17 protein-coding genes are annotated in these 20,667 nt (G+C 43.0%); 16 read left to right on the plus strand and 1 reads right to left on the minus strand.

The window, feature by feature from the left end; translation table 11 throughout:
* Genes pyrC through pyrE form a run of 7 tightly spaced genes read left to right on the plus strand, consistent with a single transcriptional unit; the run spans position 1 to position 8,591 of the window.
* Positions 1-1,278, plus strand: a complete 1,278-nt coding sequence (pyrC, locus tag ACVHUV_RS11050; RefSeq protein ID WP_462084629.1) for a dihydroorotase — start codon at positions 1-3, stop codon at positions 1,276-1,278.
* On the plus strand, positions 1,278-2,378 hold the full coding sequence (locus tag ACVHUV_RS11055) for a carbamoyl phosphate synthase small subunit (protein ID WP_462084630.1): 1,101 nt from the start codon (positions 1,278-1,280) through the stop codon (positions 2,376-2,378). The genes pyrC and ACVHUV_RS11055 overlap by 1 nt, the downstream gene beginning before the upstream one ends.
* Entirely contained in the window at positions 2,371-5,568 is a 3,198-nt protein-coding gene (gene carB, locus ACVHUV_RS11060) for a carbamoyl-phosphate synthase large subunit (protein ID WP_462084631.1), read from the plus strand. Before ACVHUV_RS11055 ends, carB begins: the two co-directional genes overlap by 8 nt.
* A complete protein-coding gene (locus ACVHUV_RS11065; RefSeq protein WP_371389860.1) occupies positions 5,565-6,341 on the plus strand; it encodes a dihydroorotate dehydrogenase electron transfer subunit in 777 nt (258 codons plus the stop codon). The genes carB and ACVHUV_RS11065 overlap by 4 nt, the downstream gene beginning before the upstream one ends.
* Positions 6,338-7,252, plus strand: a complete 915-nt coding sequence (locus tag ACVHUV_RS11070; RefSeq protein WP_317941715.1) for a dihydroorotate dehydrogenase — start codon at positions 6,338-6,340, stop codon at positions 7,250-7,252. The genes ACVHUV_RS11065 and ACVHUV_RS11070 overlap by 4 nt, the downstream gene beginning before the upstream one ends.
* Positions 7,249-7,959, plus strand: a complete 711-nt coding sequence (gene pyrF, locus ACVHUV_RS11075; RefSeq protein ID WP_462084632.1) for an orotidine-5'-phosphate decarboxylase — start codon at positions 7,249-7,251, stop codon at positions 7,957-7,959. The genes ACVHUV_RS11070 and pyrF overlap by 4 nt, the downstream gene beginning before the upstream one ends.
* Before the next feature lie 2 nt (positions 7,960-7,961).
* Positions 7,962-8,591, plus strand: a complete 630-nt coding sequence (pyrE, locus tag ACVHUV_RS11080) for an orotate phosphoribosyltransferase (RefSeq protein ID WP_462084633.1) — start codon at positions 7,962-7,964, stop codon at positions 8,589-8,591.
* 63 nt (positions 8,592-8,654) lie between these two features.
* On the opposite strand, the gene ACVHUV_RS11085 is transcribed toward pyrE, so the two are convergent.
* Positions 8,655-10,346 (minus strand): Rqc2 family fibronectin-binding protein, encoded by a 1,692-nt coding sequence (locus ACVHUV_RS11085; protein WP_462084634.1) that lies wholly within the window; start codon positions 10,344-10,346, stop codon positions 8,655-8,657.
* Positions 10,347-10,479: 133 nt separating this feature from the next.
* On the opposite strand from ACVHUV_RS11085, the gene gmk reads away from it, so the two are divergent.
* From gmk to pknB, 9 genes are all read left to right on the plus strand, one after another.
* Positions 10,480-11,097 carry a guanylate kinase gene (gene gmk / locus ACVHUV_RS11090; protein WP_317941711.1) on the plus strand — a complete coding sequence of 206 codons (618 nt, stop codon included), beginning with the start codon at positions 10,480-10,482 and terminating at the stop codon, positions 11,095-11,097.
* A 3-nt stretch (positions 11,098-11,100) separates the two neighbouring features.
* Positions 11,101-11,325, plus strand: coding sequence for a DNA-directed RNA polymerase subunit omega (gene rpoZ, locus ACVHUV_RS11095; RefSeq protein ID WP_317941710.1), 225 nt, complete (start codon positions 11,101-11,103; stop codon positions 11,323-11,325).
* A 146-nt stretch (positions 11,326-11,471) separates the two neighbouring features.
* Complete coding sequence (gene coaBC, locus ACVHUV_RS11100; protein ID WP_371389865.1) at positions 11,472-12,689, plus strand: bifunctional phosphopantothenoylcysteine decarboxylase/phosphopantothenate--cysteine ligase CoaBC; 1,218 nt, start codon at positions 11,472-11,474, stop codon at positions 12,687-12,689.
* Positions 12,679-15,090: a primosomal protein N' gene (gene priA, locus ACVHUV_RS11105; RefSeq protein ID WP_462084635.1), complete on the plus strand. Its 2,412-nt coding sequence runs from the start codon at positions 12,679-12,681 to the stop codon at positions 15,088-15,090. Before coaBC ends, priA begins: the two co-directional genes overlap by 11 nt.
* 24 nt (positions 15,091-15,114) lie before the next feature.
* A complete protein-coding gene (gene def / locus ACVHUV_RS11110) occupies positions 15,115-15,615 on the plus strand; it encodes a peptide deformylase (protein ID WP_317941708.1) in 501 nt (166 codons plus the stop codon).
* On the plus strand, positions 15,608-16,558 hold the full coding sequence (fmt, locus tag ACVHUV_RS11115) for a methionyl-tRNA formyltransferase (RefSeq protein WP_462084636.1): 951 nt from the start codon (positions 15,608-15,610) through the stop codon (positions 16,556-16,558). Before def ends, fmt begins: the two co-directional genes overlap by 8 nt.
* Positions 16,558-17,901 carry a 16S rRNA (cytosine(967)-C(5))-methyltransferase RsmB gene (gene rsmB / locus ACVHUV_RS11120; protein WP_317941945.1) on the plus strand — a complete coding sequence of 448 codons (1,344 nt, stop codon included), beginning with the start codon at positions 16,558-16,560 and terminating at the stop codon, positions 17,899-17,901. Before fmt ends, rsmB begins: the two co-directional genes overlap by 1 nt.
* A 29-nt stretch (positions 17,902-17,930) precedes the next feature.
* Positions 17,931-18,692: a Stp1/IreP family PP2C-type Ser/Thr phosphatase gene (locus ACVHUV_RS11125; protein ID WP_317941706.1), complete on the plus strand. Its 762-nt coding sequence runs from the start codon at positions 17,931-17,933 to the stop codon at positions 18,690-18,692.
* Complete coding sequence (gene pknB, locus ACVHUV_RS11130; protein ID WP_317941705.1) at positions 18,689-20,653, plus strand: Stk1 family PASTA domain-containing Ser/Thr kinase; 1,965 nt, start codon at positions 18,689-18,691, stop codon at positions 20,651-20,653. Before ACVHUV_RS11125 ends, pknB begins: the two co-directional genes overlap by 4 nt.
* Positions 20,654-20,667 lie beyond the last annotated feature (14 nt).

Consider the following 20,667-nt stretch of genomic DNA (forward strand, 5'->3'; position numbering starts at 1 on the left):
ATGGACAAAATCATACAAGGTGCGCAGTTATTGAACGATGCAGGTGAATTATACGTTTCTGACGTAAGAATTAGCGGTGATAAAATTGCTGAAATTGGCAAGGATTTGTCGATTGAAGATGCACAAGTAATAGATGGGCAAGGTTTGTTTCTTGCACCAGGTTTCATAGATGTCCATGTCCATTTACGTGAACCGGGCGGTGAGCATAAAGAAACGATCGAAACAGGTACGTTAGCTGCTGCAAAAGGCGGTTATACGACAATTTGTGCGATGCCTAACACGCGTCCAGTTCCAGATACAAAAGAAAATCTAGCACATGTTAATCAATTGATTGAAGAAAAAGCGTTAATCCGAGTATTGCCTTACGCATCGATCACAATTCGTGAAGCGGGTAAAGAACGGACGAACTTAACAGAGTTAAAAGAGCATGGCGCTTTTGCCTTTACAGATGATGGAGTTGGAGTTCAAGAAGCTGGCATGATGTACGAAGCAATGCAAGATGCTGCTAAGCTTAATATGCCGATCGTGGCTCATTGTGAGGATAATACCCTCATATATGGCGGTGCAATGCATGAAGGTATACGCAATAAAGAACTTGGACTTCCTGGAATTCCTTCCATTGCGGAATCAGTTCATATTGCAAGAGATGTGTTATTGGCTGAGGCAGCAGGGGCGCATTATCATGTATGCCATGTTAGTACGAAAGAGTCGGTGCGAGTAATCCGTGATGCGAAAAAAGCCGGTATTCATGTCACTGCCGAAGTGAGTCCTCACCATTTGCTTCTTACAGAACATGATATTCCTGGAGATGACGCAGATTGGAAGATGAATCCACCGTTACGAGGGACAGAAGATTTACAAGCATTGCGCGAGGGTCTGATGGACGGTACGTTAGACTTTATTGCAACAGATCATGCGCCACATACGGCTGAGGAGAAAAGTGCGGGAATTGCAAAAGCGCCATTTGGTATCACTGGATTTGAAACAGCCTTCCCACTTCTATACACGCATTTCGTGAAGGAAGGGAAATGGTCATTAAAACAGTTGATAGATTGGATGACTGCAAAGCCAGCAAATGTGTTTGGCATGCCATATGGGAAAATTGATATCGGGGCAACTGCAGATCTTGTGTTAATTGATTTGAATAAAGAGCAACAAATTGATCGGACAACATTTTTGTCTAAAGGGAAAAATACACCATTTGATGGCTGGACATGTTTTGGATGGCCGGTAACAACAATTTATGGCGGATCAATCGTCTGGAAGGATGGTCAATGATGAAGAAAAGATATTTGGTTTTAGAAGATGGAACACTATTTGAAGGAATTGCGTTTGGATCGGACAACGCTTCTATCGGCGAAATTGTATTTTCAACGGGTATGACGGGTTACCAAGAAACCATTTCGAATCCATCAGGTTTTGGTCAAATCGTCGTCATGACATATCCTCTCATCGGAAACTATGGCATCAACCGCGACGACTATGAATCTATTGAACCCGCTATCAACGGTCTGGTCGTTCGGGAACTAAGCGAAGAACCGTCTAACTTCCGCAGCTCGATGACACTTGGTGATTTACTTGTGCTCAAAGGGATTCCGGGAATCGAAGGAATTGATACGAGAAAGTTGACGCGTATTTTACGCCAAAAAGGTTCCCTAAAAGGTAAGCTGACTGCCGCAGGTGAAGAGTTAGACATGGAGGCAGTTGTGAATGAGGTAGCTGATTTCACGACGCCTACTAATGTAGTCGAAATGATTTCTACGAAAAAACCATATCCTAGTCCGGGACGAGGGAAACGAGTAGTTGTCATCGATTATGGATTAAAACACGGCATTCTCCGCGAGTTGAACAAACGTGATTATGATGTCATCGTTGTTCCGTATAACACTTCTAAAGAAGATATTATGGCATTAGTGCCAGATGGCATTCTATTGTCAAACGGACCTGGAAATCCGGAAGACGTTGAAGGGGCAGTTGAAACAATTAAGCAATTGCTCGGCAAGACTCCTATTTTTGGCATTGGGTTAGGCCACCAGTTATTAGCTCTATCCTATGGTGCAAAAACAATGAAAATGAAGATTGGCCATAGTGGTGGGAATTATCCTGTGAAAGATTTACTTACAGGAAGAACCGAATTGACATCACAAAGTCACGGTTACTGCATTGATGAAACATCTATAGAAGGGACGGCCCTTGAAATCACGCATCGAGCACTAAATGACCGTTCGATTGAGGGAATCCAAAGTAAAACAGATGCAGCATTCTCCGTCCAATTCCATCCGGAAGCTTCGCCTGGACCGGAAGATGCAAATCATTTGTTTGATCGATTCGCTGAATTAATGAATGCACGTAATGGAGAGGAGAATACCAATGCCTAAAAGACAAGACATACAAACGATTCTCGTAATTGGATCAGGACCAATTGTTATCGGACAAGCAGCAGAATTCGATTATGCGGGTACGCAAGCTTGCCTATCGCTAAAAGAAGAAGGATACCGTGTTATCCTCATCAACTCAAACCCTGCAACGATCATGACCGATACAGAAATTGCAGATAAAGTTTATATTGAACCAATCACGCTTGACTTTGTCAGCCGTATCATCCGTAAAGAACGTCCGGATGCACTCCTTCCAACTCTTGGCGGGCAAACAGGACTGAACATGGCGATTGAGCTACAAGAATCCGGTATTTTAGATGAGTTAAATGTCGAAATCCTAGGGACAAAACTCGATGCAATTCACCAAGCCGAAGATCGTGATCTATTCCGTTCCCTTATGAATGAATTAGGAGAACCTGTTCCTGAAAGTGACATTATTCATAACCTTGACGAAGCATACGCATTTGTTGAAAAAATCGGCTATCCAGTGATTGTCCGACCTGCCTTCACGTTAGGTGGAACAGGAGGCGGAATTTGCTATAACGATAAAGATTTGACGGAGATTGTTGCAAGCGGACTGAAATATAGCCCGGTCACACAATGTCTATTAGAAAAATCAATCGCAGGATACAAAGAAATCGAATATGAAGTGATGCGCGATTCAGCAGATAACGCAATCGTCGTATGCAATATGGAAAATGTTGATGCGGTTGGAATCCATACAGGGGACTCAATTGTTACAGCACCTTGCCAGACAATGACAGACCGTGAAAATCAGATGCTACGAAATGTATCGTTGAAAATTATCCGTGCTTTAAAAATTGAAGGCGGTTGTAACGTTCAGCTTGCACTAGATCCACATAGCTTTAAGTACTACATTATTGAAGTGAACCCGAGGGTTAGTCGTTCGTCAGCACTTGCTTCAAAAGCGACGGGGTATCCGATTGCTAAACTTGCTGCAAAAATTGCGGTCGGCTTGACACTGGATGAAATGATGAACCCGGTTACAGGTTCCACATATGCATGCTTCGAGCCGACGATCGATTACGTTGTGACAAAAATTCCTCGCTGGCCATTTGATAAATTTGAATCGGCTAAACGGAACCTTGGAACACAAATGAAAGCGACAGGCGAAGTAATGGCGATGGGCCGTTCGTTTGAAGAATCCATCCTAAAAGCTGTTCGCTCACTCGAGACTGGGCAATTTGGTCTGACGTTGAAACATGCTGAAGATATGACGAATGAGTGGATTGAAAAACGGATTCGTCGAGCTGGTGATGAACGTCTCTTCTTCATCGGAGAGGCTTTACGTAGAGGAGTATCCGTTGAAACGTTGCATGAATGGAGTATGATTGATGTATTCTTCCTTCGCAAACTTGAGAAGATTGTTCAGTTTGAAGAGCAATTAAAAGCAAATCCACATGCTATTGAAGTTCTTTACAAAGCAAAGCGAATGGGCTTTGCAGATGTCACGATTGCGCAACTTTGGAACACATCAGAGCGTTCAATCTATGCATTACGAAAAGAGCATGGGATTGTACCAGTTTATAAGAAAGTCGATACATGTGCAGGTGAGTATGAGTCCGATACGCCGTATTTCTATGGAACGTACGAAGAGGAGAATGAGTCGATCAAGTCTGATAAAAAGAGTGTGGTCGTACTCGGTTCAGGTCCAATTCGAATCGGGCAAGGAGTGGAATTTGATTATGCTACTGTTCACTCTGTTTGGGCGATCCAACAGGCGGGCTATGAAGCAATTATCATCAACAACAATCCAGAAACGGTTTCTACAGACTTTTCAATCTCCGATAAACTGTATTTTGAACCTTTGACGATTGAAGACGTCATGCATATCATTGATTTGGAGCAGCCGGAAGGCGTCATCGTGCAATTCGGTGGTCAAACCGCAATTAACTTAGCGGCAGGTCTTGAAGAACGTGGCGTGAAAATTTTAGGAACGTCCTTAGAAGATATCGATCGCGCGGAAAACAGAGATAAATTCGAACGTGCATTACACGAAATTGGTATTCCGCAGCCACTTGGCAAAACAGCTGTGTCAGTGTCTGAAGCCGTAGCAATTGCAAACGAAATTGGTTATCCAGTTCTCGTAAGACCATCGTATGTTCTTGGTGGCCGTGCAATGGAAATCGTTTATCATGAAAACGAATTGTTGCACTATATGGAACACGCAGTGGAAGCAAGTCCAGAACATCCCGTACTCATCGATCGTTATTTGACGGGCACTGAAATTGAAGTGGATGGCATATGCGATGGAGAAAATGTCGTGATTCCTGGCATCATGGAGCATATTGAACGTGCTGGTGTCCACTCTGGAGACTCAATTGCTGTCTATCCACCGCAAAACCTTTCAGCTGCGATGGTAGAAACGATCGTGGATTATACAAAACGGTTAGCAATCGGATTAAACATCAAAGGATTACTGAATATCCAATTTGTCATCTCTGAAGGACAAGTATACGTCATTGAAGTGAACCCTCGTTCAAGTCGTACAGTTCCTTTTATGAGCAAAATTACAAATATACCGATGGCTAACATTGCAACCAAAGCGATTCTTGGCCAATCAATCGTCGATCAAGGATATGAGACAGGGCTTGCACAAGCACCTGCTGGTGTCTATGTAAAAGTACCTGTATTCTCTTTCGCAAAACTTCGCCGTGTAGACATAACGCTTGGACCTGAAATGAAATCTACAGGAGAAGTCATGGGGAAAGATGTCACTTTAGAAAAAGCGTTATATAAAGGACTCGTAGCAGCCGGAATGGAAATTAAAGAATACGGTTCTGTGCTTATGACAGTTTCTGATAAAGATAAAGAAGAAATTGTCGATTTGGCTAAGCGTTTTATCAACATCGGCTATCGAATCCTTGCAACAGAAGGTACAGCAAGAACGTTAGAGGAAGCACAAATTCAAGTGAAAACAGTCGGTAAAATCGGTTCGAATGGGCCGACGTTGATTGACGTGATTCAAAAAGGCGATGCGCAACTAGTCATTAACACGTTGACGAAGGGTAAACAACCTGAACGTGATGGTTTCCGAATTCGTCGTGAATCCGTCGAAAACGGCATCCCTTGTTTGACATCGATTGATACAGCAGAAGCGATGTTACGTGTAATCGAGTCGATGACCTTCCAAACGGATGAAATGCCGAAACAGCAGGTGACGGTATGATCCTTCAAGATAAGATGATCGTGAAGGCGCAACGTCAAATTGCTCAAGGTATTTTTGAAATGAGACTAACTGGAAAGCTGGTCGGGGAAATCACTTCCCCTGGCCAGTTTGTCCATGTCCGTGTAGCGGATTCGTTCGAACCATTGTTAAGGAGGCCGATCTCCATTGCTTCAATTTGTAATGAGTTGAATGAGATGACAATAATTTACCGTGCAGAAGGCCGTGGTACTACAATGCTCGCGAAGAAACGAGAAGGCGATGAAGTTGACGTGCTCGGCCCGTTAGGAAACGGCTTTCCAGTAGACGAAACAGCTCCAGGTGAAACGGCTATTTTAATTGGTGGAGGAATTGGTGTTCCGCCATTATATGAGCTGTCCAAACAGTTGACAGCTAAAGGCGTAAAATGTGTACATGTGCTAGGGTTCCAATCGGCAGATGTCGCTTTTTATGAGGAAGAATTCAAGCAACTCGGTGATACGTATATTGCGACTGTCGACGGTTCCTTAGGGACTGGAGGTTTTGTCACGAATGTTATGGAAAACTTGGATGAAGAATTTGCGACCTACTATAGTTGTGGTCCCATGCCGATGCTGAACGCGGTTCAAACGGCTTATACGGGTAAAAAAGGGTTCTTGTCATTCGAACAGCGGATGGGTTGTGGCATTGGTGCTTGCTTTGCATGTGTATGTCAAACGACCGATCAAACGGACAAAGCATACATTAAGGTCTGCTCAGATGGGCCAGTATTTCCTGCAGGGGTGGTGTCAATATGAATCGATTGTCAATTGAATTGCCAGGTTTACAGTTGAAAAATCCAATCATGCCGGCATCTGGCTGCTTCGGATTCGGTAAAGAATACGGAAACTTGTATGATTTATCGCAATTAGGGGCTATTATGATAAAGGCGACAACATTGGAAACACGATTTGGCAATCCTACACCTCGTGTTGCTGAAACGGCTGCCGGCATGTTAAACGCAATCGGTCTTCAAAACCCCGGCTTGCAAGGTGTCATGGAAGCTGAACTGCCGTGGCTCGAACAATTTGATGTACCAATTATCGCGAACGTTGCAGGAACAGAGACAGCTGATTATGTTGAAGTGGCGAAAACAATATCAACTGCACCAAACGTCAAAGCATTGGAACTTAACATTTCCTGTCCGAACGTTAAATGTGGTGGGATTACATTCGGAACAGACCCTCAACAAGCCCATGATTTGACTGCTGCAGTAAAGGCTGTTTCTGAAGTGCCGGTGTATGTGAAACTTTCACCGAATGTAACAGACATTAAAGCAATCGCTAAAGCGGTTGAAGAAGGCGGAGCGGACGGCATTACGATGATTAACACATTAGTCGGTATGCGCTTAGATCAGAAAACAGGGCGGCCAATCATTGCGAATGTTACAGGCGGTTTGTCGGGTCCTGCAGTGAAACCAGTTGCAATTCGCATGGTGTATGAAGTAAGTCAAGTCGTCAACATACCGATTATCGGTATGGGAGGCGTTTCAAATGCGGAAGATGTCATCGATTTTCTTTCTGTTGGTGCAAGTGCCGTTGCAGTTGGAACTGCCAATTTTGTCGATCCATTTGTTTGTCCGACGATTATAGAAGAACTGCCTGCTAAAATGGATGCGTTAGGCATTGAACACATTACAGATTTAATTGGAAGGAGTCATCGTTTATGAAAACATCCCCTATTATTGCATTAGATTTTGAATCCGCACAAAAAACGATGGATTTCCTTCGTGCATTTGAAGGCGATGTCAACGTGAAAGTTGGCATGCAGCTTTACTACAAAGAAGGTCCCGCGATGATTGCGAAATTAAAGGAACGCGGTTTTGACATCTTCTTAGATTTGAAGCTCCATGACATACCAAACACGGTGAAATCGGCTATGGAAGTTTTGGCTGGTTTAGGCGTCGATTTGGTCAATGTGCATGCGGCTGGCGGGAAAACAATGATGGAAGCCGCACTTGAAGGACTTGATAAAGGGACGCCTGCAGGCATGAAACGGCCGTCCATCATCGGTGTGACGCAATTGACGTCCACTGATGAGAGACAAGTTCAAGAAGAGCAATTAATTCAAGCGACTTTGCAAGATTCTGTTTTGCACTATGCGAAACTTACGAAGCAAGCTGGGCTAGATGGAGTCGTTTGTTCGGTGCACGAGGCAGCGGTCATCTCAGAAATTTGTGGACCTGAATTTTTAAAAGTAACACCTGGTATTCGTTTGCCGGAAAGTGGTGCGCACGACCAAAAACGGATTGCGACACCTGAAGAGGCGAGAAAAGAAGGATCTACACACATTGTTGTTGGAAGAGCAATTACTAGCGCAGATAACCCTCGAGAAGCATATGAACTGATTAACGCTCGATGGAAAGGAATGGAGTAAAGATGAATAAAAAAGAGATTGCGAAAATTTTATTAGAAGTTGGGGCAGTTGAGTTAAGCCCTGCGGATCCATTTACTTGGGCGTCAGGTATTCAATCGCCTATCTATTGTGATAACCGATTGACGATGTCTGACCCGGTTGGGCGTAAAAAGATTGCTGAAGGGTTAGCCGAGCTTATAAAACAACATTTTCCTGAAACAACATTGATTGCTGGTACGGCAACAGCTGGAATTCCACATGCGGCATGGGTTGCGGATATTCTTGGTTTGCCTATGGTGTATATCCGTTCAAAAGCGAAAGGGCATGGCCGTAGCCGTCAAATTGAAGGGAAAGTACATCCGACAGACAAAGCAATCATTATCGAAGATTTAATTTCTACAGGTGGGAGCAGCCTGAATGCAGTTGAAGCACTTCGTTCAGAGGAAGTTGCTGTGACAGGTGTCGTTTCCATCTTTACATATGAACTCGAAAGTGCAGATCAGGCATTTGCTGAAGCAGATTTACGTTATGAAAGTCTAACAAATTTTGCGGCGTTGACAGATGCCGCGAAAGAAAGTGGTGCCATAGCTGAAGGTTCAATTGCTGAACTGCTTAATTGGCACGGGAAGTTAAAAGCAGGATTGCTGAAATAAGTTCATACTAAAAAGGAGCGCTTGAATCATATGATTCGAGCAGCTCCTTTTTTGAAAGTGTTGTTATTTCTTTAGTTTCCGCACGATATCTTCATCAGGGGTAACGAACAATGTCTTTTGTTCAAAATAAATGACAAAGCCAGGTTTCGATCCATTCGGCTTTTTCACATGCCTGATTTCTGTAAAATCAACAGGTACGGAAGAAGACCCTCTTGCTTTACTAAAGTAGGCAGAAAGAACAGCAGCTTCTTCAATTGTCTGTTCGTCTGGACTCGCTGCATGGATGACAACATGTGATCCGGGAATATCCTTTGTATGGAGCCATACATGATCCCTAGATGCAATTTTGAATGTCAAATAATCATTTTGTTTATTATTTTTGCCGACTGAAATCGCTATTCCCGATGAAGAAACATACGATTCAGGTGTTGGTTTTTTCGGTTTCAATTTTTTCTTTCCACGTCTTGCGCGCATGAAGCCTAATTCTGCTAACTCTTCACGTATTTCGTCGATATCATTTGGCGATGCTTGTAACACTTGCTGTTTGATCATTTCAAAATACGCAATGTCCTCTTGTGCTTTTTGAAGTTGTTCGGCAATCATAATAAGCGCATTTTTCGCTTTTGTATAGCGGGCGTAATAGCGTTGAGCATTCTCAATCGGTGTTTTCCGAGGATCAAGAGGAATCGTAACGGTTGTTCCTTCCTCGTAGTAATTGTCAACGATTGCTTCAACATCGCCTTTTTGAATTGCGTAGCTATTCGCTGTCAACAGCTCTCCGTATAGTTGGAAAGTATCCAGCTTTTCGGCAGCTTTTTGCTCTTTTGATAGTTTTTCCATTTTTAGTTTCAATTTCGCCACTTCATTGTCCAACCAACGTTCCAAGTCTGCTGCTTGCGATTTTACGCGCTCCCGTTCAGCGCGTGCAAAATAGACTTTGTCTAGCAGTTCGCCCACTGTTGAAAAAGTGGCAATGGTTTGGTCTGCATATGTCAATTGAGTAGCCGAGAAAACTGTCTTCGTACCAACTTGTGCGATTGAAGGAGTCTGTTCGCCATCTTTGAATGAAGCAAGAAATTCTTTGAAACGCAAGAATGCCTTATGTGGTTCACGGTCATGTAGTCGATAAGCGAGTTCTTCTCCATGAGTAGGTGAAAATCCTGAGAATTTCGTCACAAAATCTTTTGCACTGTTCAATGTAGGATGCAGTTGCAGAAAAGTCGCTTCATCCACATTAAACGGATTCATTTTGTCTTGATGCGGGGCAGGGATAAATGGCTGCCCAGGCATAATCGTTCTGTAGCTGTTGACTGAAGGCGGTAAATGTTTAATACTATCGATAATCATGCTTCGGTCAGGGTCTACGAGAATCATATTGCTATGTCTCCCCATGATTTCAATGACTAGCTGCCGATTAATATCGTCGCCAATTTCATTCTTTGCCCGAATGTTAAAGGTGATAATTCGGTCATTACCCGCTTGTTCGATAGACTGGATCAGGCCTCCTTCGAGATGTTTGCGTAACACCATACAAAACATCGGAGGTTCAGGTGGATTCGTAATTGTTTCATCCGTCAACTGTACACGTGAATACGAAGGGTGTGTGGAAAAGAGAAGTTTACAGTTGTTTTTTCCAGCCCTAACGAGCATAATGACTTCTTGTGTATTGGGTTGATGTATTTTAGAAATGCGTCCGTTTTTTAATTTTTGCAGCTCTTCTACGATTGCTGCCGTGAATAATCCGTCAAATGCCATTGTATATTCCTCTTTCAAACGTTTTGTTCCATTTTAGCACTCTCACGAGTAGATATGTTATAATATGATAAGAATGTTTGCTATGATGAAGGAACCATTACTAGCGAAAAACTACATATAGAAGAGGGATTGCATGTACAAACAACGTGGACTCCTGATTGTCCTGTCCGGTCCTTCCGGTGTAGGGAAAGGGACAGTCAGAAAAGAGCTCTTTCAACAACCTGATACAAACTACGAATATTCGATATCGATGACGACGAGAAGTCCGCGAGAAGGTGAACAGGATGGCGTCGATTATTTTTTTAAGTCGCGTGACGAATTCGAAGGGTTGATTGAACAAGGGAAACTATTAGAATATGCCGAGTATGTCGGGAACTACTACGGTACGCCCCTCGACTATGTCAATGCGACACTTGATGCGGGTAGGGACGTCTTTCTTGAAATAGAAGTCGTCGGCGCTGCGCAAGTACGCCAAAAGGTACCTGATGGCTTATTCATTTTCCTCGCTCCACCTAGCTTGTCTGAACTTGAAGACCGTTTAGTCGGCAGAGGGACGGAGGAAGCAGATGTCATCGCAAGCCGTGTCCTGAAGGCGCGCGATGAGCTTGAAATGATGAACTTATATGACTATGTTGTTGAAAATGACGAAGTGACAAAAGCATGCGATCGCATCAATGCCATCGTCACTGCAGAACATTGTCGCCGTGAACGCGTAGAAAAACGCTACTTACTTATGTTGGAAGGGGAATAAAAGATGTTATATCCATCAGTCGATTCATTAAAAAGTAAAATTGATTCAAAATACACGCTCGTAACGCTTGCTGCGAAACGTGCACGGGAGATGCAAGAAAGCAAAAACGAATTGCTCCACACGTACAAATCGCACAAAAATGTCGGTAAAGCATTGGAAGAAGTCGCTGCGGGTACGTTATCAAAACAACAACAAGATGCTTCAATTGTTTACGAGGATGAAATCTAAGCATCTCGCCATAATTGTGTGAAACTCCCTCTGAAACAGAATTTCACAGGGAGTTTCTCGTTTTTTATCGTATAGTTGATGTAAGATGGCAAAATGGCAGTTTGTGTGGGGACAAGTCCTCAAAGCATTTTCTAGAAAGGATGAGTATGTTGTTAGCTAAAAAAATTCTTGTCTGTGTGACAGGTGGAATTGCTGTGTATAAGGCCGTTGCACTCGTAAGTAAATTGTCTCAAGCTGGTGCGGAAGTGAGAGTAATCATGACGAAATCAGCGATGGAATTTGTTACCCCACTTTCTTTTCAAGTCCTCTCTCGTAACGATGTGTATTTTGATACGTTTGATGAAAAGGATTCACGTGTCATCGCACATATTGATCTTGCGGATTGGGCGGATCTTGTCATTGTCGCTCCAGCAACTGCCAATGCCATCGGGAAAATTGCAAATGGCATTGCAGATGATATGGTGACGTCCACATTGCTTGCTACGACTGCACAGGTATGGATTGCACCGGCAATGAATGTACACATGTATGAGAAGAAATCAGTCATTCGCAACATTCAGCAATTGCACGATGACGGTTATCAATTCATTGAGCCTGCAGAAGGTTTTTTAGCGTGTGGATATGTTGGCAAAGGCAGACTGGAAGAACCTGAAAAAATCGTTGAATTACTCAAACAACACTTTGCAAAGAAAGTTGATCTTCCGTTAAAGGGGAAGAAAGTTGTCGTAACTGCCGGGCCGACACGTGAAAGGATAGACCCTGTCCGATACATATCCAATTTCTCAAGTGGGAAAATGGGCTACGCAATGGCGGAAGCTGCAGCTGCAATGGGGGCAACAACTGTATTAATCAGTGGGCCGGTCGATTTGCCAGTACCAGCAGGCGTACAAAGAATTCCGGTTGAAAGTGCGGCTGACATGTTGGATGCTGTCTTGACGCATTACGAGGATGCATCCATCGTTATAAAGTCAGCAGCTGTGGCAGACTATAAGCCGAAAGATCAGCATCCTCAAAAGATGAAGAAGAATGATGGGGAGACACAAATTGAGCTCGTCCGTACGACAGATATTTTGAAAACACTTGGGGAGCGAAAAAAAAATCAATTGCTCGTTGGTTTCGCTGCGGAAACGAATGATGCATTGGCATATGGTCAATCAAAATTGAACAAAAAGAATTTGGATTACATAATTGTTAACGATGTAACCGATCCGGCCGGTGGATTTGGAAATGATACGAATGTAGTAACATTGTTGACACATACAGGACAATCGATTGCATTTGAAGCGATGCAAAAAAGAGAATTAGCAAAGATTCTCCTTCAAACGATCATAAAGGAAGAAGGACTTCATACCGATGATCGCTGAAGTGATAGTGGATGTATCTGCTTATCCAATCGATCGTCCTTTTGATTATGTCGTCCCGGAAGAAATGCGTTCCCTCATTGAGTGTGGAGCAAGAGTGAAAGTTCCATTCGGACCCCGGAAAGTCGTAGGCTATGTCACACGTTTGAAGCAGGAAACAGACCTCGCCAATAGTAAAATGAAGGCAATCGATGAATTGCTTGACTTAGAACCGGTCCTTTCGACTGAGCTCCTCGCAATTGCGAAGATAGTTGCGCGTGAAACACTTTCCTATGAAATTGACGCATTACAAGTCATGCTGCCTGCAGCAATGCGTGCAAAGTATGAGAAATTCATAACCATTGTAGAGCCGGATGCGATCATTGATGAAGATCTTCGAAACTTGATGCAAGGTCGTACACGAATTCCCCTGAAGCAAGTAACCAGTTCCTCATTGTTGAAAATGATTAAGAATTATGTTGCACAAGGAATAATCACTGTTGACAATTCTGTCAGCCAACAGACAAAAGTAAAAAAAGTGCGAATGATTCATATTGAGGATTCATCCACTTTAGCATCTTTACTCGATACAATTCCTTCGAATGCAAAAAAACAAATACAACTCATTCAGTGGATGAAAGACCATGCAGGTAAATCAATGGAAGCCAGTAAAGTCATCGAGGCTTCAGGTGTGCAACAAGCAGTACTGAAGACAGTTATTGAAAAAGGGGCTGCAACGGAAAGTCATGAAGAAACATACCGTGATCCGGGTGTATCCCAATTACAAGAAGCACAGATTCCCTATGAACTGACAGAGGAACAACAGCTAGCACTGGATAAAGTGAATGCTGCGTCCACTACTAACAAGGCAGAGACATTTTTACTCCATGGTATTACGGGAAGTGGTAAAACGGAAGTATACTTACAAGCAATCAGCCATGTGTTGAAACAAGGGAAAGAAGCGATCGTGCTTGTACCTGAGATTTCATTAACACCACAAATGACAGCGCGGTTCCAAGCTCGTTTTGGAGGTCTTGTAGCCGTTATGCATAGCGGATTGTCAGCTGGAGAAAAATACGATGAATGGCGAAAAATTCATCGGAAAGAAGTAAAGGTAGTAGTTGGCGCACGATCTGCTATTTTTGCTCCGTTTGAAAATGTCGGCATCATCATATTAGATGAAGAACACGAATCCACTTATAAGCAAGAAGACACTCCTCGTTACCATGCGAGAGATGTTGCGATCTGGAGGTCGGAATCCTTTCATTGTCCCGTTGTCCTAGGAAGTGCAACACCTTCTTTGGAGTCGTACGCTAGGGCCTCAAAAGGAGTTTATACATTATTGCAATTGTCTAAGAGAGCAAAGAACCAACAATTGCCTGCCGTTTCAGTTGTTGATATGCGAGAAGAACTGAAAGAGGGAAACCGTTCAATGTTTTCTAGACAATTAGCGGATGCCATGCATATCCGTTTGGAGAAGAACGAGCAGATCGTCCTGTTTCTTAATAAACGCGGCTTCTCTTCTTTCGTATTATGCAGGGATTGCGGCACGGTGGTCGAGTGTCCGAACTGTGATATTTCATTGACCTACCATCGTGCGAACGAGTCATTAAAATGTCACTATTGTGGGCATGAAGAGAAAGTTCCGCTCGTTTGTCCCCAATGCGAAAGCGAACATATCCGTTTCTTTGGTACAGGTACTCAAAAAGCAGAAGAAGAGATTGCAAAGCTTTTTCCTACCGCCCGCGTCTTACGGATGGACGTGGATACAACGCGGCAAAAGGGCGCACATGAAAGGATTTTACGCCAATTTAGTGAAGGGAAAGCGGATATTTTACTCGGCACTCAAATGATTGCAAAAGGGTTGGACTTTCCAAATATCACTTTAGTCGGTGTACTCGCAGCGGATACAACTTTGCATCTCGCTGATTTCCGTGCAGCTGAAAAAACGTTCCAGTTAATGACGCAAGTAAGCGGACGTGCTGGACGGCATGAACTAGCAGGAGAAGTGTTCATCCAAACGTATTCTCCTGAACATTACGCTATTGAATTGTCAAAATCACAGCACTATGAACCGTTCTATCAATTGGAGATGACAGCAAGGAAGCAATACGGCTACCCGCCTTTCTTTTACATTACATTAATCCAATTTTCTCATGAAGATTTAATGAAAGTCGTTGCGTTTGCAGATAAAGGGACAACTTTTTTAAAAGGTTCCCTTTCACCAGAAACAATTGTCATCGGTCCTGCAGCTGCGGCAATCAGTCGCGTGAACAATAGATATCGTTACCAATGTTTGATAAAATACAAAAAAGAACCGAAACTGATCGATACACTTCAGCAACTGATAAAAATGTACAGAACAGACTGGATAAAAGAAGGGTTACTCATGTCTGTCGACGTCGACCCTTCTACGATTTATTAAACAGCATAGAAATGAGGAATTTACATGGCAATACGAAAAATTGTAGAAACACCATCTCCGTTATTGATGCAAAGATGTAAGGAAGTCGATACGTTCGATGAAAAACTTGGAGAGCTACTTGACGATATGCACGAAACGATGATCGCTGCTGATGGGATCGGTTTAGCTGCTCCACAAATCGGTGAATTGGTCCGCGTCGCAATTGTGGATATGGGCGAAGGAGATCCGGTCATCGAAATGGTTAACCCAGTCGTGACAGCGGTCGGAGGATCTGAGATTGAAGTAGAAGGCTGCTTAAGCTTTCCAGGATTATATGGGGAAGTGGAACGGCCGTTTTTTGTACGCATCGAAGCACAAGAGCGTGATGGCTCACTTTATGAGTTAGAAGCAGAAGATTACGAAGCGCGAGCGATTTTACATGAAATCGATCATTTGGATGGTATCCTTTTTGATTCGAAAATTAAACGTATTGTCGATCCTTCTGAGTTCGAATCGGTTGATGGAGAGGATGAGTTGAATGACTAAAATCGTATTTATGGGGACACCGGATTTTTCGGTACCTGTCTTGACGATGCTCCATAATGATGGATATGACGTCATTGCGGTCGTCACCCAACCTGATCGACCTGTCGGAAGGAAACGGGTACTTACTCCACCGCCTGTCAAACAAGAAGCACTTCGGTTAGGGTTACCCGTACTGCAACCTGAAAAACTGCGAAAATCAGCTGAGCTGGATTCAATCATTCGAATGCAGCCAGACTTGATCGTTACCGCTGCTTATGGACAAATTCTACCGAAAGAATTGCTAGATGCTCCACGCTTAGGTTGTGTCAATGTACATGCTTCATTATTGCCAAAATATCGAGGTGGTGCGCCAATCCATCAAGCAGTGATGGATGGTGAAATCGAAACTGGTGTGACAATCATGTATATGGTAGAAAAATTGGATGCGGGGGACATTATTTCCCAAGTGACCGTACCAATCGATGAAAAAGACCACACAGGACTCTTATTTGAAAAGTTATCAGTGGCAGGCACGAAGTTATTGAAAGATACATTGCCTTCAATTATTAACGGTACGAATGACCGGATTCCTCAAGATGAGCAACGTGTCACATTTGCAAGCAATATTTCAAGGGAACAAGAACGAATTGATTGGAACCGAAGCGGCGTAGAGATTTACAATCAGATTAGAGGATTATATCCGTGGCCAGGTGCATACTCTGTTTTCCAAGGGGACAATGTGAAAATTTGGTCTGCTGAAAAAATGGACATGCAAACGGATGTCGAAGGGAAAGCTCCAGGTGAGATTGTTAAACGGTTAAAGGACAAACTGATAATCAAAACGGGTGATGACGTAGCGATTGCTATTACAGAGTTACAGCCTGCAGGTAAAAAGCGACTAACTGCTGAAGAATTCATGAATGGTGTAGGCGCCAAATGGGTTGAAGGGAATATATTCGAATGATGAACAAAAAGAAAATCTGGAACGGTAATGTACGGGATGCCGCGTTATCAATTTTACTGGAAATCCACGAAAATCAGGCATACAGTAATTTACTGCTCAACCGCACGATCAAGAAATACAATATTGATTCGAAAGATCGTGGCTTACTCACTGAATTGACATATGGTACATTGCAACACCGGATAACGTTGGATTACTATTTGGAACCGTTTGTGAGAGGGAAATTGGATCATTGGGTTCGTGAATTGTTGCGGCTGTCCATCTATCAAATTGTTTATTTGACAAAGATCCCGCCTCATGCCGTTGTTCATGAAGCTGTGGAAATTGCAAAAAGACGGGGACATAAAAGAATCGCACCTACAGTGAACGGTATATTACGGTCAGTGTTGCGAGAAGGTGTCCGACCAATCGAGGAAATAACGGATGAAGTGGAAAGAATGTCAATTGAGACAAGTCATCCGACGTGGCTGATCCGTCGCTGGATAGAGCAGTACGGGAGAGACGAAGCGTTGGCAATGGCCCATGAAAACAATCATCCCGCCCGTATGACAGCAAGAGTGAATACACTTAAAGGGAATGTACCTGATGCGATTGCAGCATTAGCTCGTGAAGGTGTTGAAGTGAAGAAAGGTGAAATTATTCCAGAAAGTATTCAATCACCTTCAGGTAGCTTGGCGAACACGGAAGCGTACACAAACGGACTCCTATCCATTCAAGATGAAAGCTCCATGTTACCCGTGCTTGCACTTGATGTGCGACCTGATATGAAAGTGCTCGATATGTGCGCAGCCCCTGGTGGTAAAACGACGTTCATCGCAGAAAAAATGGGTGATCGTGGGGAAATCTACGCACATGATTTACATGATCATAAACTGACGCTTATCGAATCAAATGCAAAACGGCTAGGCATCCAATCCATTCATACAAAAAGTGGAGATAGCCGTAAGTTGGATGAAGTATATGAACCAGAATCGTTCGATCGAATTCTTGTTGACGCACCTTGCAGTGGTTTAGGAGTCATCCGACGAAAGCCGGAAATAAAATATAACAAGACTGAAAAGGACATCCATGCGCTTACCACTATTCAAGAAGAGCTTCTTGAAACGGCTTATCGTTTAGTGAAAAGAGGGGGCGTAGTCGTCTATAGTACTTGTACGGTCGACTATGATGAAAATGAGGGCATGGTGCAAAAGTTCCTCGCGAAACATGATGATGTATCGTTACTACCATTGGAGACATTTAAGGAAATTGAAGCTGTAAAAGTGAACAATCATTTGTTGCAAGTATTGCCACAACATTTTGGTGGAGACGGTTTTTTTGTAGCTGCATTCGAGAAAAAGTAATGTGCAGCACCTTAAAAAGGGGGGAATGAGTGGTGCAATTCGAAGTGCTGTCGGACATAGGGAAGAAACGTACGGTCAATGAAGATAGTGCAGCAGTTTTTACGATAGAAGAAGGCCCCATATTAGCGGTCATTGCGGATGGAATGGGTGGGCATCGTGGTGGGGATTATGCCAGTTCCACCGCTGTCCGTATGCTTGGCGAGCTATTCTTGAAAGTGGAAAATCCAATCGACATGACACATGAAGATTGGAACGAATGGCTTCAAGAAGCGGTGTTAGACATTAATCGAACGATTTTTGAAACGGCAGAAAACGATGTAGACTTCAAAGGAATGGGAACCACTTTGGATGCAGTTCTCATGCATGGTAACAAAGGGCTTGTGACACATATTGGGGATAGTCGGGTCTATACAATTACAGAGTCTGCAATTGTCCAAGTGACGAAAGATCATTCATTTGTAAATGTTTTGTTGGATTCTGGTGAAATCACCGAACAAGAAGCAGCGAATCATCCTCAGCGCAATTGGATTATGCGAGCAATTGGTTCAGAAAGAACGATATCACCGGATTTTTATCAATTAGATTTACAAGACAATACCTACTTGTTAATCTGCACAGATGGATTGAGTAACAAAGTGACAAATGAACAACTTCATGCAATTGTTAGAAGTGATGGAGACCTCCATAGTAAAGCGGTCAAAATGATTGAGCTTGCCAACGAAATGGGTGGCGAAGATAATATTTCCGTCATATTGGCCGGACCTTCAAAGGTGGAGGTGAGTACACAATGATTGGTAAAAGAATTGGTGGCCGGTACGAAGTTATTAGAGGAATCGGCGAAGGTGGCATGTCCAAAGTCTATTTGGCGCATGATATCATTTTGGGTCGGGATGTAGCCATTAAAGTATTAAACTATGATTTTGTCAATGAGCAAGATATGAAAAAAAGATTTCAACGTGAAGCGTTATCAGCAACGAGTTTGACACATCCACATATCGTCAATATTTTCGATGTCGGTGAGGATGAGGAGCTTCATTACTTTGTGATGGAATATATCGAGGGCCAGACATTAAAGAAATTCATTCATACAAATGGTCCGTTGAATCCTGAACAGGCAGTCAGCATTATGAGGCAATTAGTTTCGGCAATTGCAAATGCCCATCACAATGGAATTATCCACCGCGACATAAAACCGCAAAATATTTTAATGGATACAGACGGAGATGTGAAAATTACGGACTTTGGCATTGCGATGGCGTTAAGTGCAACATCCCATACAAAGACGAACTCTGTCATTGGAACAGTCCATTATTTATCTCCAGAACAAGCGCGCGGCGGTATGGCGACAAAAAAATCGGATATTTATTCGTTAGGGATTGTTTTTTATGAATTACTGACTGGCAAGCTGCCATTTTCTGCTGAAACAGCTGTTGCCATTGCACTGAAGCATCTTCAAGAAGAGACACCGTCGGTTCGTTTAACGTTTCCAAACATTCCCCAAAGTGTGGAGAATGTCATATTAAAAGCTACTGCGAAAGATGCTACATATCGCTATCAGTCAGCGGATGAAATGTACGATGATCTGTTAACCGTCTTATTGCCAGAAAGGCAACATGAAGAAAAATTCACTGTACCTTTTGATGATGATAAAACAAAAGCAATCCCAGTCATAACAGATCTTAAACCTACAGAGGAATACGAAAAAACGAAAGTGATTGAACCTGTCAATCCGACACCTGTTGAAGTGCCTAAAAAGAAGAGGAAGAAATGGCCGATCATCGTTGGGGTCCTTTCTGCCTTATTGGTAATCGCCCTGCTTATTGTCTTTTTGCCAGGTTTGTTAGGTCCGAAAAAAGAAGTGGTTCCGAACGTTGTCGGCATGGATGAAGTGGAAGCAGCTTCTGCATTAGAAGACAAGGGCTTCGTTGTAAATGAAAAGATTGAAGATTATTCAGATGAATTTGTAGCAGGTCAGGTATTTAGAACAATTCCGGAAGCTGAGAAAATGAGGGAAGTCGGCTCCTCTGTTACGCTCTATGTGAGTAAAGGGAAAGAAACGATTGAATTGGATGACTATGTAAATAGGGATTATGACGATATTGAAAGTATCCTTCAAGGCTTCAACTTTAAATCGATTGATCCTCAGCCTGTCTACTCCGAAGAACCGGTTGGACGGATTGTGGAACAAAGCCCCGTAGCCGGAACGAATATTGTTCCTGAAGAGACAGCTATTGTTTTTAAAGTGAGCATGGGCAAAGAGAAACGTTCAGTAGCTGATCTGAGGAATTACACAGAGGATGAACTGAAAGCGTATGAAAGAGAATCAGGATTCACCATTAAAATTGTGAAAGCGGAACACCATGATACAGTGGAAGAAGGGCATGTCATTTGGCAAAAACCATCCGTAAATACCAATTTGGAAATCGGCGCAACAATTGAAGTTGCATTGTCGAAAGGACCTGAAAAGAAACTGGTGAAATATGCAGTCCGTACGATTGAAATTCCATATGAACAAAAAGAAGGTTCAGAAGAAGAGGATAGCGACTCTGAGCCAGTGCCTCAAGTGATAAAAATCTATATACAAGACCTGAACAATTCCATGACAGATCCAGCAGACGAATTTAAAATCATTGAAGATACAAAGAAGAAAATAACAATTGAATTGGAAGAAGGTCAACGTGGCGGTTATATGATCTTTAGGGATGATATTAAAATCGCAGAGGAAACAATCAATTACGAAGATATCGATTAAGGAAGAGGGATTGG

The organism is Sporosarcina saromensis (genome assembly GCF_054901285.1).